Genomic DNA, 15,762 nt, shown 5'->3' on the forward strand with positions numbered 1-15,762 from the left:
GTTTTTTCAAAATCAATTCAACCTATTAAAGACGAACTAATTCCACAACTTTTTCAGCGGCCTCTTCAACGGTTTCAGCAGTAACTTCTGTATCTGTGCCATCCACAACCGTAGTGATAACCACAACACCTGTCTCACGCAATAAAGTAATTTGCTCAGCAGTTAAGTTGGCTTTTGCAATCGCAACTACACCTTGGTGGATCAATAAGCTTTCTAAAACTTGAGCTTTCTCGATTAACTGTGCAGAAATCCCAATCACCGCAGGTTTTTGACCTAAACGTGCAGCACGATCTTCAGCAGTAACAGGATTGCTATGTGCAGTCCACTCTACCGCAGACTCAACCATACCCGCACCAACCGTTACATTGCTTAAACGATCAATGAAAATAAATGAACCTGTGTATCGTGAATCTTGATATTGATCAAATACGACTGGTGCATCGAATTCAACAACAACATCTGCAATTGCATTTAACTCAAGCTCTTCTACCTGAGTATGCTCAAGCGTATTCACATTCACACGATAGTGAATGTTAGTCACTTTGGCAGGAACAGTCTGTGTACCAATCTTAACGTTGTACAACTTACCCTTCACTAGAGGATGTTCATTCATCCATACTACTGAAGCACGAACACTGCGTGAAATTAATGGCTGTTCACCTGCACGTACTAGAACGTTGCCACGGCTAATATCAATTTCATCATTCAACGTTAATGTAACTGCTTGACCCGCAACAGCCTGGTCTAGATTTCCATCGAATGTTACGATTTCTTTAACTGTTGAACGCTTACCTGATGGTAATGCAACAATTTCATCACCAACATTGATTTCACCTAAAGCAACAGTACCAGCGAAACCACGGAAATCTAGATTTGGACGGTTTACATATTGAACAGGGAAACGGAATTCGTGTTTGTTTGATTCACGACTAATTTCAACTGACTCAAGAATGTTCATCAAGGTTTGACCCTTGTACCAAGCTGTATGCTCAGAAACATTTACCACGTTATCGCCATTTAAAGCAGAAATCGGTACAAATTGAATATTGGCTGGACGACGATCGCCCAATTGGCTTACAAAAGCATCATATTCAATCTGAATTTCAGTGAAGCGTTCAGGTGAATATTCAACCAAGTCCATTTTATTAATGGCAACAACAATATTCTTAATACCAAGCAAACTTGCAATAAAAGTATGACGACGTGTTTGTGTTTGCACACCATAACGTGCATCAATCAAGATAATTGCAAGATCAGCTGTTGATGCACCTGTTGCCATGTTACGGGTATATTGTTCATGCCCAGGTGTATCAGCAATAATAAACTTACGCTTTTCCGTTGAGAAATAGCGGTAAGCCACATCAATGGTAATACCTTGCTCACGCTCAGCTTGTAAACCATCTACAAGTAATGCTAAGTCTGGTGCATCACCTGTGGTTCCTACTTTTTTACTATCACGCGTTACAGCTTGCAATTGATCTTCGTAAATCAATTTTGAGTCGTAGAGTAAACGTCCAATTAAAGTACTTTTACCATCATCTACGTTACCGCAAGTCAAAAAGCGCAGAAGGTCTTTTTGTTCATGTTGCTTCAAATAGGCCAAGATATCTTGACTGATTAATTCTGATTGATGAGACATTGCTCAAACTCCACAAATTTAGAAATTGTCTTAGAAATAGCCTTCTTGCTTTTTCTTTTCCATTGAGCCCGCTTCATCATGATCAATCATACGACCTTGACGCTCAGAACTCGTGGCTAAAAGCATCTCTTGGATAATTTCAGGTAACGTATCTGCTTCAGACTCAACTGCACCAGTTAATGGGTAACAGCCAAGCGTACGGAAACGTACAGACTTCATCTGTGGAACTTCACCCTCTTTTAAACGCATACGTTCATCATCAACCATGATTAACGTACCGCTACGCTCTACGACTGGACGAACAGCAGAGAAATAAAGAGGAACGATTTGAATATTTTCTAAATAAATATATTGCCAGATATCCAACTCAGTCCAGTTAGATAAAGGGAATACACGAATACTTTCACCTTTGTTCACTTTACCATTGTAAAGATTCCAAAGTTCAGGACGCTGGTTTTTCGGATCCCAACGATGCTTACTATCACGGAATGAATAAACACGCTCTTTCGCACGTGATTTTTCTTCATCACGGCGTGCACCACCAAAAGCAGCATCAAATTGATATTTATCCAAAGCCTGTTTCAAAGCTTGGGTTTTCATAATATCTGTATATTTTGAGCTACCATGATCGAATGGATTAATTCCAGCTTCGCGACCTTCTTTGTTCTGATGAACGATTAAATCGAAGCCATGCGTTTTTGCCATGTTATCGCGAAATGAAATCATCTCTTTAAATTTCCACCCAGTATCTACATGTAATAACGGGAATGGAAGTTTAGCTGGATAAAATGCTTTTAACGCAAGATGAAGCATTACCGCAGAGTCTTTACCAATTGAGTAAAGCATGACCGGATTTTCAAATTCAGCAGCAACTTCACGGATAATATGAATACTTTCAGCTTCAAGTTGCTTGAGATGTGTAAGTCTTGATTCAGTCATGAACACGTCCTTCTCTATCCATTTTGCCCATAAAATCTAGAAGTGGTATTAAACCACCACGTAGAAGACCATGTGGAGGAACGAGTGCCATAACAACTCCAATTTTTCGTGATAGATAATCCAACCACAAGCCTTTATATGGCTTATAGCATTAGTTATGCATTATAGTGATTTAAAACCGATTCCTTTTGCTTGTTTTTTCATATTGATATTCGATTTCATCATATACATGTAATATGCTGTTCCACTTGCACAACTTGGCAATCGTAGCTTGTGTAGCCAACTTAAGCAAATCATGTTCTAGTCTTTAGATTTCTCTAAAAACCATAAAAAAGAGAAGCTTTGATAGCTTCTCTTTTCTAAAACAAGATCTATTCTTAGAAACCGAACATTTTACGTTCTAATGGAATTTCAATCCCAATAGATGCGCCTGCATCATTACCTTCTAGATCAGAATCACTTACCCAGCCATTAATTTTTAATGGAAGATCAGGTTTGATGTAATGCGTCCAAGTTAAATCAAGGGCTTTAATTTCATCATCTTTAGGGAATGCTTTATTGATTGCCAAGTTAGATTGGTTAACCTTAACCACCATTGCTCGACCACTTAAACGGTTCATGACATCAAAGCGGATATCCCCACCCACTGAATACATTTGCCCATCACCACCCATCGCATGACCTAACGGGAAACCATGTTGGTAATAGCCATCTTTATAAGTTGAATGAGCATAAGAGATGCCTCTTACATCACCATTAGTACGTGTATCTGCCCATTCTGCATAAAGTTGATAAGGCAAGTTATTGTAGCTAGATGAATAGTCCACACCTGCTAAGTACATTTTCTTAGAAGGTAAACCGCCTGCCTCATCTTCACCTACATATTGTCCATAGATGCTAACTGGAACTTGGAATAGTGGTTGTAATAATAAGCGGCCATCAAAGCCAGCAATTTGGTTTGATGGATCTGGTTCACCTGTTCCGCCATTATCTTTATTACCGACAAATGCATCCCATAAAGAACTAAAACTTTCAGGACGTCCATCACCACCCCATTGAATAGCACGCGATGCACCCAACTCAATATATGGTAATGGTTGTGCAGTCACACGTAAGCCAATTAACTTAGCATCTGGGACTGATTTATAGTCATCTAACTGACCAGCAAAAGCTTGATATTGCCAAGGCCCAATCCAAGATAACCATTTTGTATCAAAAGCATTTTGTACAGCACGTTGTGCAGTTACACCATAAACCGGACGGCTAGCATCACCACGAATTAAGCTACCATCATGGCCAGGCCCCCACCATGTTGGAATTTGACCCGCAACGACCCACTGATTCCAAAGTTTACCAGCAACATATGAACCTTCAACATTCACATCTTGACCATTATCAATTTGTGGGTCTTTTTCTGCATTTACTCGGATTTTTGCATCCCAGTTTTCGCCACCTGCATTAAACTCTAAAGAACCTTGATATTGAGCTTTTTGGTTATCACCAAATGCTTGGGGAATATTTTTGCTATCGGTTTCAGCAAAAGCACCCACTTTAACCGTATTATTATCTGCTTTTAATGCATCAAGAACTGAATTAATAACTTTTTGTTGAGCTGGATGCGTCACTTGTGCTTGAGAGAGTGCTCTCTGGATTTCATCACCACTTAACGGCCAAGTTGAGGTGCTAATCTTGATAACACCTTGTTGATTCAACCAATTTAAGTCTGTACGTAAGTCCTCATTATTTAGCACTAAACCTTGTGCAAAAATAGCGGATGAAGCAGTTGCCAATATTGCAATCGAAAGTGTTTTTCTTAGAAACATGCCAGCCAATTCTCAAAGTTATTTATGAGCAACACCTTAAATTTTTTATCACAACTTTGCAATTGTTAAACTGTGCAATTACATTTTTTAACGCTATTTTAAGATTAGTGTAGATAGGTAAGTTTTTGAGATATAAAAGTAATAAAAAAGGCAGTATAAATACTGCCTTTTTTTGTCTTTAGAAGATTAACCTTCTTTACGACGCATGTGCGGGAATAAAATTACATCTCGAATACTTGGAGCATCGGCAAATAACATTACTAAACGGTCAATACCGATACCTTCACCAGCTGTAGGTGGTAAACCATACTCAAGCGCTTCAACGAACTCTGCATCGTAATGCATTGCTTCATCATCACCAGCATCTTTCTCTGCAACCTGAGCTTGGAAACGTTCAGCTTGATCAATTGGATCGTTTAACTCGCTGAAACCATTTGCTAATTCACGACCACCAATGAAAAACTCAAAACGATCAGTAATATGTGGATTGTCATCATTACGACGAGCAAGCGGAGATGTTTCAGCTGGGTATTCAGTAATAAATGTTGGCTGACGAAGTTTAGTTTCAACAGTTTCTTCAAATACAATCGTTTGAAGCTTACCTAAACCAAAACCAGGCTTAACTTGTTCTTTTAATTCTTCACGAATAAATTGAGCAAGGAACTCACGGTCACCAACATTTTCAGGTGTAAATTGTGGGTTATTCTCTAAAATCGCATCAGACATAGAGATTTTCTTGAATGGTCCTTTGAAGCTAAACACTTCACCTTGGTAAGGCACATCAGTTGTACCTAAAATATCCAAAGCCAGCTTTTCAAGCATGTTTTCAGTTAATTGCATCAAGTCTTTATAATCAGCGTAAGCTTGATAAAACTCGATCATTGTAAATTCAGGGTTGTGACGCGTTGAAACACCTTCATTACGGAAGTTACGGTTAATTTCAAACACACGTTCAAAACCACCAACAACCAAGCGTTTTAAATAAAGCTCAGGTGCGATACGCAAGAATAAAGGCATATCCAAAGCATTGTGATGTGTTTCAAACGGACGTGCAGATGCACCACCTGGAATCACGTGCATCATTGGCGTTTCAACTTCCATGAAACGTTCATTGTTTAAGAATGCTCGAATACCTGCAACAACTTTGGCACGGATTTCAAAAGTTTTACGTGTTTCTTCATTCACAATTAAGTCAAGGTAACGTTTACGATACTTAACTTCTGTGTCATTTAAACCATGGAATTTATCTGGTAACGGACGAAGAGATTTTGTAAGAAGTTCAAAACCTTCAAGGTGAACATATAAGTCACCTTTTCCTGAGCGTCCGATATAACCTTCGGCAGCAATAATGTCACCAAGGTCTAAACCTTTAATGGTCTCAAGAATATCTTTTGGTAAACCTTTACGGTCAACATATAACTGAATACGACCTGTCATATCTTGAATAACCATGAAAGAACCACGGTTTAACATGACACGACCAGCAATTTTCACATAGACATGCTCAGCGCTTTCAATTTGTTCTTTCGACTGATCTTTAAATTGTTCTTGTAGATCAGCAGCGTAATGTTCACGCTTAAACGTATTCGGCCAAGGACTCTTTCCAGTTTCCTTCGCAACATCTTGGATTTGCTTTAATTTGGCATGACGCTGTGCAATTAAATCGTTTTCGGAAATAGTTGGTTCAGAAGTCGATTGAGCGTTTTGTTGCGTCATCTCTGCCTCGATTAAGTAAAAATTAAGTGCTATATCCTAACAGATTGCGGGAGTTTTTCGAATGATTTCAATCAAACAAAAATGAAAAAAGACAATTTTATAGAACAAAACACCACTTTTTAAAGGCAAAGTGACTTAGACCAATCGCTAAGATCATTTTTTAAAGCATTTAGTAAAATATAAAAAAATCCAAATAACCTCGATATTCAAAAGGCCGGATTTGCCTTTTATTTTATCAATGAGATTGTGTCGTAAATAATGAAAATTCTATTTTTACATGGCTTGGATTCTTCGCGTGAGTCGACAAAGTTCCATGCCATTTTACATCCTGAAAAATTTTGTATTGACGTCGATTATCGTAACTTAAGTTATGCATCTGTTGAGTACTTTTACCATCAGGCGATTCAGACGATCAAACCAGATTTATTGGTGGGTCATAGCATTGGAGGCTATTGGGCGCTAAAAACTGCTGCTCAACATAAATTAGCTGTGATTGTGGCAAATCCAAGTCTTACACCTAATTTTCGGGAAGACTACCCTCAGCTTTCTGAAGAAGAACTCATACTCTCTAATCCTAAAATGGCCTATTTAGAATTAGGAGATGAGCAACTGGATATGTATCAGGTTCAAGAAAAACTTGCTCCTTATATGAATATTGAAACGTTTGAAGGTGGACATCATCGCTTAGCCTATCCTTCTCGAATTAATGATCTGATTATAAAAATTTATAAAAAATATTTGGCTTAGACTTATATCGTTTGATTATAGAAAAACTGGTTTATAGGTGAATAAAAGAAGCTCTATTTTGCTTCTGCCATTTTTTTAACCACATCAAAACCTTGAACAAAGCCACTTTTCAACATGCCCATATATTCGGGTAAAGTGGCCAATTCAACTTTTAAAGTGGTTATATTACCTTTTTGGTTTAGAAAATATTTTTCTTGAGAACCACTCCAACCTTTAACCTCTTCACTTTCTAAATCTTCTTTACCCTCCTTAATCATACCTAAATGTTTAAAAATCAATATTTCCGGTTTTTGCATTTGTTCAATTGTAGAAACCATCCCATTTCCTTCGCCATCAAGAAAATAAGTTTTCCCACCTACTTGCCAGTCAGTACGCATTGAGGAATCTGGTGCAAAAAATTTCGTCCAAGCGTTATATGTCTCGCTATTCCAAAGTATGTCCCACACTTTTTCTATAGGAGCATCAATTTCCACTTCATATACTAAATTTTCCATATTTCACTTCCCTGATTTATACCGTCTTAAATGACAGTAAATTTTAATTTTCGGTTTTAATAATGACATTCTGGAGCGTCGTAGTTTGTTGTTATTTAGCTTTCAAATGAGATGAATCTTTTAAATAATTAGACACTCTTTATTTCATAATATTTTCAAAAATAAAATTAATTATAAGAATGCATTAGTTATTATTCGTTTATGGCGAAGTTTTGCCTAAATAACCAGTTATTTGTCCTAACCTGCCATTCATCTTTGCTTACGAATGATTAAACTCCGTTATTTACTTTACTTTGAATGTAGAACTGCGTAAAAATTTGATATCCGATCAAAGGCACATTGGTTATTATTGACCGGATCGTAGTTACATTATTAATAGATGGAATAGTTTTACTGAAAGGCAGCTTTGAGCAAACTTATCAGTGCGGAGAGTCTCATGAAAAAATATCAATGTATCGTTTGTGGATGGATTTATGACGAAGCGGAAGGTTGGCCACAAGACGGCATTGCAGCTGGAACAAAATGGGAAGATATTCCTGATGACTGGACTTGCCCTGATTGCGGCGTTTCAAAAGCTGACTTCGAAATGATCGAAATCTAAGAACGTAAAGTAAAAGGCCATGATAGACATGGTCTTTTTTACGAATATTACCAATCACCGTATTAAATAAATAATTCTAACTCTGGAGAAAAAAATGCATCCTATCGTCATTATCGGATCAGGCATGGCGGGTTATACCTTAGCACGTGAGTTCCGTAAGCTTAGCCCAGAGCAAGAACTTGTGATGATTTGTGCGGATGATGCAGTGAACTATGCAAAGCCAACATTATCAAATGCATTTGCAGGTAAAAAAGCACCAGAGCAGATTCCATTAGGTGATGCTGCTAAAATGGGTACTCAACTCAATATGCGTATTGAGCCTTTTACTTTTGTAAAAGAGATTTTAACTGAAGACCATGAGCTTGTTTTAGAAAAAGATGGTGTAACGTCGAAGCAACCCTACTCAAAACTGATTTTAGCTGTGGGTGCTAACCCAATTCGCCTTGCAATTGCAGGTGATGGTAGCGATGACATTCATGTCGTGAACTCATTGATTGACTACCGCGCTTTCCGTGAAAATCTAGCTCAGCGCAAAGACAAACGTGTTGTTATTTTGGGTGCAGGTTTAATTGGTTGTGAATTTGCCAATGACTTACTGCATAGTGAATATGACACCACTGTGATTGATTTGGCTCCGCAACCATTAGGTCGTTTACTTCCAGAACATATTGCTTCTGCTTTCCAGCAAAATCTTGAGGAAGCTGGAGTAAAATTTGCACTTGGAACCACGGTTGAAAAAGTAAGCAAAATTAATAATGGCGAAGACTATGCGATAACACTCGCAAATGGACAAACATTGGTTGCGGACCTTGTTCTTTCTGCAATTGGTTTACAGCCAAATATTTCACTTGCTAAAAGTGCGGATATTCAAACAAGCCGTGGAATTATTACCAATGGTTTACTTGAAACCAACCAAGCAGACATTTATGCAATTGGGGATTGCGCAGAGGTAAACGGTACTTTACTTCCATATGTAATGCCGATTATGCAACAGGCTCGCGCCCTCGCAAAAACACTTAGTGGACAACAAACTGCTGTGCACTACCCTGCTATGCCAGTTGCAGTAAAAACGCCAGCAGCTCCACTCACAGTTTTGCCTGCTCCAGTTGATGTAGAAGTGAACTGGGAAACAGAAGAATTCGACGATGGGATGCTTGCCAAAGCAATTGACAATGAAGGAACATTGCGTGGTTTTGTATTGTTAGGTGCAACCGCAGGTAAACAACGCTTAGCTTTAACAAAGCTTGTTCCAGATCTTATTCCAGCCCAAGCATAAGGTTTGTATCAGGAATACTCAGTTAGAGAGTATTCCTTTAAGGAATGAATAACATGAATAGCGCCTTACAGTTTAACATTTCACCGTACACATCTTTCATGCAAGAAACCAAAGTCAACTTAGGCAATGGAATTGAATTACATGTAGAAGTTGGTGGAAAACCAGAACATCCAACCATTTTGCTGATTATGGGTCTTGGTGCCCAAATGCTTTTTTGGCCAGATTTCTTCTGTAAATCGCTGATTGATCAAGGATTTCGTGTTATTCGTTTTGATAACCGTGATATTGGCCTTTCTTCAAAAGTACGTCATGAAGGTAAACGCTTAAATACTGTCAAATTGATGAGCCGCTTTGCACTAGGGCTAACTAATCAGGGTGCACCTTATACTCTGCATGATATGGCAGACGATGTGTCTATGCTTATTGATCGTTTAGGCGTAAGCAAAGCACATGTGATTGGTGCATCAATGGGTGGGATGATTGCTCAAATTCTTGCAGCAAAATATCCAGAAAAGGTTGAGAAGTTAGGGCTTATGTTTACAAGCAATAACCAGCCTTTTTTACCACCGCCTTTTCCGAAACAACTTTTGAGTTTAATTGGTAAACCCGAAACGCGTGACGAAGAAGGTATTGTTAACCACAGTTTAAAACTATTTCAATTGATTGGTTCACCTGGTTATATCAACCAGATTGAAGCAATACAAACTGCGCGTAAGCTTTATCAACGTAGCTACTATCCTGCTGGTGTACTTCAGCAGTTTTTAGCAATATTATGTACAGGCTCCTTACTTCAACTGGACCGTGAAATTAAGCAACCCGCATTAGTCTTACATGGCTCTCGCGATCGCTTACTTCCACCTAGCCACGGTAAGGCTGTAGCAAAAGCAATTTCCGGTGCTAAGTTTGAATTAATTGATGGAATGGGGCATGATATCCCTGCACATTTTATTCCACAGCTTAGCGGTTTATTTGCGCATCATTTTAAATCATCAGACTAGGACACTATGGCTGCATTACCCTCACTAAGACAGCTATCATATTTAGTTACGTTGTCGGAAACTTTGCATTTTACTGAAGCAGCACGCCGCTCTTTTGTCACTCAATCGACGTTATCAGGCGGCATCATGGAGCTTGAACGTTTATTAGGTGGCGTTCTGGTAGAACGTGATCGTCAGAATGTGCGTTTAACACCTTTAGGTGAACAAGTCGTTGCTCGTGCCCGTGTACTACTAGCAGATGCTCAAGATTTAATGCGTTTGAGCCGTGAAATGAGTGAGCCGTTAACGGGTGATTTGCATTTGGGTGTTATTCCAACCATTGCACCTTTTATCCTGACACGCTTACTTAATGAAGTGCATCAACAGCTACCTAAAATTCAGCTGCATTTGCATGAAGCACAAAGTGAAAAAATTGTAGAGCGTTTGGAACACGGAAATCTAGACATGATTGTTCTTGCTCTACCGTTTGACACTCGAGGTCTAAAAGTCGCTGAAATTTCGAAAGAGAATTTGTACCTTGTATGTAGTAAACAAGATACGAATGCTCTTCAAGCAAACTCTCTAGATGATCTTGATTTATCCAGATTAATTTTGCTTGAAGAAGGCCACTGCTTACGTGACCACGTTTTAAGTGCATGCCCTATCGGTGAGCGTAAAAACGACAACCGTTTAAAAGCAAGTTCTTTACCAACGTTAGTTGAAATGGTTTCTTCTGATTTAGGCTTTACGCTTTTACCAGAAATTGCAATTGAAAATAGTATGATCAAGTTTAATGATCAGATTACTGCAAAACCAATTGAAGATGCACCGAGCCGTACCTTAGCGCTAGTGACGCGTAAAAGTACACCATTGCAAAGTGAGTTCGATGTGTTACTACAAATTATGCAGAAAATCACGACAAGAATACATGAATAAAAAAAGGAGTCTTCGGACTCCTTTTTATTTTATTGCGGCGTTAAAGATGCCCACTTAAACACCCAAGCAGATGGCATATTCAAACTATTGTCAGCAATAATTTTTTCTCTAATAATTTGTGCAATGGCATAGTCATTGGCAGGGTCTACCATAACTCGTATTCCTTTAGTCGTTACACTCGTTACAACCTTGTACCCTTTTGCTTCTAACTGCGACTGAACCGTACTTGCCTTATTTTGATTAGCAGCTAGCGCCACTTGTACCATCCATTTCTTTTCACCATTTTCTAAAATTTCTTTAGCGACAGCTGCATCAAGTTGCTTTTTACTATCAAAATTTTTCTTTTCTTCTACTTTCTTGGTGTGGATATCTTCAATTTTCTTTTGAGCTAAAAACTCATCTTGTTTTGGTTTTCTTTTTTGGATGATTATTTTTTTATTTTTCTCTCCACTTTTGTTAGCTTTTTCATTAGATGAGTTTACAAAATAAGGATATATCGCTTGATCATCAAATCTTTGAAATACGATGATATCTCCATAACACTTCTGATCTGCATAGGCGGTCACTGGTATTATCCCCAAAAGTATTTTAATAAGTAAACTTCTAATAAAGCATTGCATCTTATTCATTTACCAAAGTTAAGTATATTTAATGCGGCGTATTAAAGTAGATTTCTCGTGATTTGTATATTTTTATAATTCAATGTTTTATGTAAAAAATCACATATTTTCAAAACATATTGCAGTGCTTCAAATTATTGTCGTTTATCCAGCAACCATTTAGAAAAACTAACTAAATTACTTTGAATTTCAGTCAATTAAAAAAGCCGACAAAATGTCGGCTTTTATTTATTCTTGAAAGTTGATTATTTAATGATTTCCAATAACGCTCTTTGAGCATTATGCAATTTTTCACCCTCTGCTGGCTCAGCACGAATCCAAGTACCATCACCTTGTAGCAACCATGCCTGTTGATTATCTTGTAAGTAGTTCACCAAACCTTGTTGATAAATACGTTTTTTCAACGCAGGGTCTTCGACAGGGAAACATGCTTCAACACGATTAAATAAGTTACGGTCCATCCAGTCTGCACTTGAACAGTAAATACGTGCATCACCATTATTACTGAAGTAATAAACGCGAGTATGCTCAAGGAAGCGTCCTACAATTGAACGCACCCGAATATTCTCCGACAGGTTCGGTAAACCCGGACGTAAACAGCAAATCGAACGAATAATCAGGTCAATCTGAACACCTGCCTGAGAAGCTTCATATAATTTATTGATTAACTGGACTTCGGTTAACGCATTTACTTTAACAATGATCTGAGCTTTGCGCCCTGCTTTAGCATTGGCAATTTCTTCATCAATAAAGTTAATGAGCTGAGCATGTAAGGTAAATGGTGCATGTAATAGCTTTTTCAATTTCGCCATTTTGCCCATACCGGTCAATTCTTGGAATATACGATGTACATCTTCACACAGATCTTTATCTGTGGTCATGAGACCATAATCCGTATAAATTCGGGCATTCGTCGCATGGTAGTTACCCGTCCCTAAATGAACGTAACGTACCAATTTATTATTTTCACGGCGCACAACCATAATCATTTTGGCATGGGTTTTATAACCTACGATACCGTAAACAACGACCGCACCAGCCTCTTGTAAAACGTTTGCTACCTCAATATTTGATTCTTCATCAAAGCGAGCACGTAATTCAATAACGGCAATAACTTCTTTTCCGTTACGCGCCGCTTCTGCCAAAATTTGCACAATTTCAGAATCAGCGCCACTACGATATAACGTCTGCTTAATTGCTAATACTTGTGGATCACGCGCAGATTCACGTAGCAATTGAATAACTGGTGCAAAAGATTCAAACGGATGATGCAGTAAAATATCTTGTTTCTGCATTGCCGAGAAAATACTCTCGGTCTTTTTAAATACTTTAGGCACAACTGGCGTATGCGAGTCATAACGTAAATGGGGACGTTTAAAATTTGAAACCAGACGAGCTAAGTTTACTGGACCATCAACTTTATATAATTGCTCATCAGTTAAATCGAACTCTTCAAGTAAGTACTCATAAATATGTTGTGGACAGTTATGAGTCACTTCTAAGCGAACCGCACGACCAAAACGTCGAGAACTTAATTCACCTTTTAATGCTTTAGCTAAGTCTTCAACATCTTCGTTCAATGCCAAGTCCGCATTACGTGTCACACGGAATTGGTAACATCCAGTTGCTGTCATTCCTGGGAATAAATCAGACACATGTTCATGGATAATTGCCGACAACATCACGTGATGTTCTTTACCACCTGTTAATTCGTCTGGTAGGCGTACAACGCGAGGTAATGAACGTGGTGCAGGCACAACAGCTAAATCAATTTGACGACCAAAAGCATCTTTACCTTCAAGCGTAATAATGAAGTTCAAGCTTTTATTAACAAGTCGAGGAAATGGATGTGCTGGATCTAAGCTAATTGGAGTTAATACAGGTGCAACTTGTTCCTGAAAATATTTTTTTACCCAAGCAGACTGAGCTGGAGTTAACTCACCACGACGTAAGAAACAAATATCTTCTTCACGTAGTTTAGGTAAGATTTGCTCATTTAAAATACGATATTGACGCTCAATCGCAGCATGAGCTGTTTCAGATATTTTTTGTAAAACTTGTCTTGGCGTAAGACCATCAGGGCTACGGCTTTCATTGCCTAGAGAGAATTGCTCCATCACTCCCGCAACACGAATTTCAAAGAACTCATCGAGATTACGTGAAAAAATGAGCAAGAAATTCATTCGCTCAAGCAATGGATGTAAAGGGTCTACCGCTTGTTCCAATACACGCAAATGGAAGTCAAGAATAGACAATTCACGATTTATATAACGGTCATTATAACTATATTCTATTGGGGTCGTTGCTGTAATCGCTGTATTCATGTCTAACTCTATTCTCTATCCAGCCAAAATCTCTATAAACCAGTATGCTGCAAAAATATGACAATTTGGTAAAAACTAAAAAATTAACACATCTTTAAAACAGCATTATTCAGGAATCTGGGTGCTATTCATATAACGTAAAATAACGCGTTTTCTATATTGTAGTTTATGATCGTTGCGGTGATCTTGATAATATTTTGGATCAGGCAATAATGCGGCTAAGAAAGCAGCTTGTTCACGCGTTAAGCTTTTAGCACTTTTACCATAATAATGATGAGCGGCTGCTTCAACACCATACAGATTTTTGCCAAATTCAACCGAGTTCATATATACCTCAAGAATTCGGCGTTTTGACCACATCCGTTCCATCATCCAAGTCGCGACTGTTTCTTGGCCTTTACGAATAAATGAACGCTTATTGTATAAAAACAAGTTCTTCGCAAGCTGTTGAGACACCGTAGAACCACCCGCAACCACTTCACCCTCTTCATTATTTCGCTCAAGGGCAAAACGGATACCTTGCCAGTCAAAACCATGATGATGGATAAATTTTGCGTCTTCGCCCGCTAAAATCGCATGTTTGAAATTGTCGCTAATATCATCATAGTCAAGCCACTGATGGACAATTGGCTCTGATGTATCAGACCAATAATCAATTCGCATGAACATGGTCGTATCCACTTCATGTGTCCGCCACCAGACCAAACTCGAAAAAATCCAAAGTTGAATAAGGAGAATCGCCCCAATAAAAATTAACAACACGCGAACAATAAAAGCTTTCATGTTCGTCCTGATCTCCTGTATTCAACTTTTTTCATGTTAAGCTGTAAAGCATGTTCATATATAACAAAAGCATAGCATGACTCAATATCAGCCTCCGCACATTAATCGTAAACTCAATGTACAAACTTGGTGGCTGACCGCCCTGCTCATCGCAATTAACGTAGGTTTGTTTGCCTGGCAAATTCTATCTGGCGTCGATATTAGTGACCCCGCCATGAAAGATGCTATTCATTGGGGAGCTGATTTTACACCACTTACTTTTTCTGGGCAGCCTGAACGTCTATTTACCAGCATGTTTTTTCATTTTGGTTTAGTCCATCTCATGCTCAACATGTGGGCCTTATATATTTTCGGTAATGTTGCCGAGTCACTATTTGGTCGCTTCTATTTTATTGGGATGTATTTACTTGCTGGCTTATTCGGTAGTCTGCTCAGTAGCTATATGACTATTCAAAATGGACATGAATTGCTGCAACATTTTGACCAGAGCTTACTTCCCCATGTCAGTGCAGGCGCATCTGGTGCTGTGATGGGATTAGGTGCTGCGTTAACAGTACTTTCTTTATTTCCCCCACTTCCGCATCAAGCCTACATACTCGATAAAAAAGCATTATTAATGATTATGGCAATCAACCTTATTTTTGGTTTTGTCGCAGCGGGCATTAATAATGCCGCACATATTGGCGGCATGGTTATTGGAGCATTCCTTGCACTGATGTGGTACTTAAGCTACGTCAGTAAATTTAAAAATACGCTCAGAATTTTAGGCTTATTCGGAGCAGTTGTAATTACAGGTGGTTTTTATATGTACTGTGTACAACTCAACTCACCTTTACTTCCACTATGGCATGAAATCATCATCCAAAACCCCGGAATTATTCCTTAAG

Annotated in this window: 15 protein-coding genes; 6 read left to right on the forward strand and 9 right to left on the reverse strand. The window is 38.5% G+C overall.

Annotated elements, in window-relative coordinates:
- Positions 1-25: 25 nt before the first annotated feature.
- The 5 genes from cysN to lysS all read right to left on the reverse strand — a co-directional run bounded on the left by cysN (position 26) and on the right by lysS (position 6,117).
- Positions 26-1,639 (reverse strand): sulfate adenylyltransferase subunit CysN, encoded by a 1,614-nt coding sequence (cysN, locus tag F935_RS10500; protein WP_016138913.1) that lies wholly within the window; start codon positions 1,637-1,639, stop codon positions 26-28.
- A 30-nt stretch (positions 1,640-1,669) separates the two neighbouring features.
- Complete coding sequence (cysD, locus tag F935_RS10505; RefSeq protein WP_004641806.1) at positions 1,670-2,578, reverse strand: sulfate adenylyltransferase subunit CysD; 909 nt, start codon at positions 2,576-2,578, stop codon at positions 1,670-1,672.
- Positions 2,571-2,702 (reverse strand): hypothetical protein, encoded by a 132-nt coding sequence (locus tag F935_RS18455; RefSeq protein WP_080026499.1) that lies wholly within the window; start codon positions 2,700-2,702, stop codon positions 2,571-2,573. The genes cysD and F935_RS18455 overlap by 8 nt, the downstream gene beginning before the upstream one ends.
- A gap of 253 nt (positions 2,703-2,955) precedes the next feature.
- On the reverse strand, positions 2,956-4,401 hold the full coding sequence (locus tag F935_RS10510; RefSeq protein WP_016138914.1) for a capsule assembly Wzi family protein: 1,446 nt from the start codon (positions 4,399-4,401) through the stop codon (positions 2,956-2,958).
- Positions 4,402-4,587: 186 nt separating this feature from the next.
- On the reverse strand, positions 4,588-6,117 hold the full coding sequence (gene lysS, locus F935_RS10515; protein WP_016138915.1) for a lysine--tRNA ligase: 1,530 nt from the start codon (positions 6,115-6,117) through the stop codon (positions 4,588-4,590).
- A 258-nt stretch (positions 6,118-6,375) separates the two neighbouring features.
- Between lysS and F935_RS10520 the strand changes: the two genes are divergently transcribed.
- Positions 6,376-6,864 carry a YqiA/YcfP family alpha/beta fold hydrolase gene (locus tag F935_RS10520; protein WP_016138916.1) on the forward strand — a complete coding sequence of 163 codons (489 nt, stop codon included), beginning with the start codon at positions 6,376-6,378 and terminating at the stop codon, positions 6,862-6,864.
- Between the two features lie 53 nt (positions 6,865-6,917).
- On the opposite strand, the gene F935_RS10525 is transcribed toward F935_RS10520, so the two are convergent.
- On the reverse strand, positions 6,918-7,358 hold the full coding sequence (locus F935_RS10525; RefSeq protein ID WP_016138917.1) for an SRPBCC family protein: 441 nt from the start codon (positions 7,356-7,358) through the stop codon (positions 6,918-6,920).
- Positions 7,359-7,794: 436 nt separating this feature from the next.
- Here F935_RS10525 and rubA point away from each other — a divergent pair, with 436 nt between their 5' ends.
- The 4 genes from rubA to oxyR all read left to right on the forward strand — a co-directional run bounded on the left by rubA (position 7,795) and on the right by oxyR (position 11,148).
- Positions 7,795-7,959 (forward strand): rubredoxin RubA, encoded by a 165-nt coding sequence (gene rubA, locus F935_RS10530; RefSeq protein WP_000760495.1) that lies wholly within the window; start codon positions 7,795-7,797, stop codon positions 7,957-7,959.
- A gap of 94 nt (positions 7,960-8,053) precedes the next feature.
- Positions 8,054-9,235, forward strand: a complete 1,182-nt coding sequence (gene rubB, locus F935_RS10535) for a rubredoxin reductase RubB (RefSeq protein ID WP_016138918.1) — start codon at positions 8,054-8,056, stop codon at positions 9,233-9,235.
- Positions 9,236-9,288: 53 nt separating this feature from the next.
- Complete coding sequence (gene estB / locus F935_RS10540; protein ID WP_016138919.1) at positions 9,289-10,233, forward strand: esterase EstB; 945 nt, start codon at positions 9,289-9,291, stop codon at positions 10,231-10,233.
- Positions 10,234-10,239: 6 nt separating this feature from the next.
- Positions 10,240-11,148, forward strand: coding sequence for a LysR family transcriptional regulator OxyR (oxyR, locus tag F935_RS10545; RefSeq protein ID WP_003653052.1), 909 nt, complete (start codon positions 10,240-10,242; stop codon positions 11,146-11,148).
- A gap of 29 nt (positions 11,149-11,177) precedes the next feature.
- Here the strand turns inward: oxyR and F935_RS10550 are convergent, their stop codons facing one another.
- The 3 genes from F935_RS10550 to mtgA all read right to left on the reverse strand — a co-directional run bounded on the left by F935_RS10550 (position 11,178) and on the right by mtgA (position 14,875).
- Positions 11,178-11,768: an SPOR domain-containing protein gene (locus tag F935_RS10550; protein WP_051110042.1), complete on the reverse strand. Its 591-nt coding sequence runs from the start codon at positions 11,766-11,768 to the stop codon at positions 11,178-11,180.
- Positions 11,769-12,013: 245 nt separating this feature from the next.
- Positions 12,014-14,092: a polyphosphate kinase 1 gene (ppk1, locus tag F935_RS10555; RefSeq protein ID WP_016138921.1), complete on the reverse strand. Its 2,079-nt coding sequence runs from the start codon at positions 14,090-14,092 to the stop codon at positions 12,014-12,016.
- 105 nt (positions 14,093-14,197) lie between these two features.
- Positions 14,198-14,875 (reverse strand): monofunctional biosynthetic peptidoglycan transglycosylase, encoded by a 678-nt coding sequence (gene mtgA, locus F935_RS10560; RefSeq protein WP_004793982.1) that lies wholly within the window; start codon positions 14,873-14,875, stop codon positions 14,198-14,200.
- A gap of 76 nt (positions 14,876-14,951) precedes the next feature.
- Between mtgA and F935_RS10565 the strand changes: the two genes are divergently transcribed.
- Positions 14,952-15,761, forward strand: coding sequence for a rhomboid family intramembrane serine protease (locus tag F935_RS10565; RefSeq protein ID WP_016138922.1), 810 nt, complete (start codon positions 14,952-14,954; stop codon positions 15,759-15,761).
- Position 15,762: the final 1 nt, after the last annotated feature.

Origin of the sequence: Acinetobacter calcoaceticus ANC 3811, from assembly GCF_000399665.1 — a bacterium.
GTDB classification, from domain to species: domain Bacteria; phylum Pseudomonadota; class Gammaproteobacteria; order Pseudomonadales; family Moraxellaceae; genus Acinetobacter; species Acinetobacter calcoaceticus_B.